Consider the following 1,066-nt stretch of genomic DNA (forward strand, 5'->3'; position numbering starts at 1 on the left):
AGCAGCAGGGCGACGCCGCTGCCGAGGTCGCGGTCGAGCTGGGCGAGGTCGTCGAGCACTCCCATGGCCACCTCGATGGCGCCGACCTGCAGCGGCGTGTCTGCGCCCTCGACCAGCAGCGGGGCGATGGCGCGCATGCCGATGCTGCCGCGGCTCAGGCCCAGGCCGGCCTGGCTGGTGGCGCTGCGCAGCGCTTCCAGCACCATCGGCCGCCAGCCGATCTGCAGGTCGCCGAAATGTTCGGGTTCGTGCACCCGCAGCAGCACCTTGATGTCCGGCGCCAGGTGCACGTAGAGGCGAAACGCCTGGTGCGCCTGCAGGTTGCGCCAGCGCGGCGCCAGGCGGGTGTAGAGCTGGCTGCGGATGCTGGCCAGGGCGTCCAGTTCGGTGGCCGGCAGGGCGTGGGCCTGGCGCACCAGCTCCACGACCCAGGCGTCGGCGGCGATGGTTTCGGCGAGCAGCTGGGCGCGTTCCTGCAGGCCGTGCTGGGTGCTGTGCAGGGCCATGCGCTGGACTTCCGCCTGCTTGTTCATCTGCAGTTGCCAGAGGGTCTCGCGCTCGTCCAGCGCCTGGCGCCCGAGAAAGGCGAAGAACAGCGCCAGGCACAGGCTGCCGCCGATCACTACCCAGCGGCTGGCGTCCCAGTGGCTGGCATTCCAGCGGCTGGCAAGCCGGTGGCGGAGCAGGGCCAGGCGTCTCATCCGCACGGCTCAGGCCAGCCCGGCGAGGCGGCGCAGGCGTTGCAGTTCCTGGTCGTCGGCGCCCTGCAGTTCGGCGCTGGCCAGGCGCATCAGGATCGGCTCGCGGCGGGTGTTGCCGGGCGCCAGGCCGTAGCAGGCGCCGATCAGCTCGCGCAGCGCTATGGGCAGGCGCCAGTGCGCCTTGAGCCGGTTGGCCAGTTCGCCGCTGTGCTGGCGCAGCGCCTGCTGCAGCTGTTCGTCGCTCAGCGCCAGGTCGCGCTGGCGCCACAGTTGCGCCTGCTGCAGCACGGCCAGCTCACCCATGCGCTGCAGCAGGGCGGCGCTTTGCAGCGGCGCCGGGGCGAGGCGGCAGGCGCCGGCCAGTT

1 protein-coding gene and 1 pseudogene are annotated in these 1,066 nt (G+C 72.4%); both read right to left on the bottom strand.

Going from position 1 to position 1,066, the window contains the following annotated elements; translation table 11 throughout:
* The coding region (locus N878_RS21925; protein WP_031303706.1) for a cache domain-containing protein at positions 1 to 701 on the bottom strand (701 nt) is incomplete at its 3' end.
* Between the two features lie 9 nt (positions 702 to 710).
* Positions 711 to 1,066: pseudogene (locus N878_RS29185) on the bottom strand (response regulator); the annotation flags it as partial.

Source organism: Pseudomonas sp. EGD-AK9, from assembly GCF_000465935.2.
Classification (GTDB): domain Bacteria; phylum Pseudomonadota; class Gammaproteobacteria; order Pseudomonadales; family Pseudomonadaceae; genus Aquipseudomonas.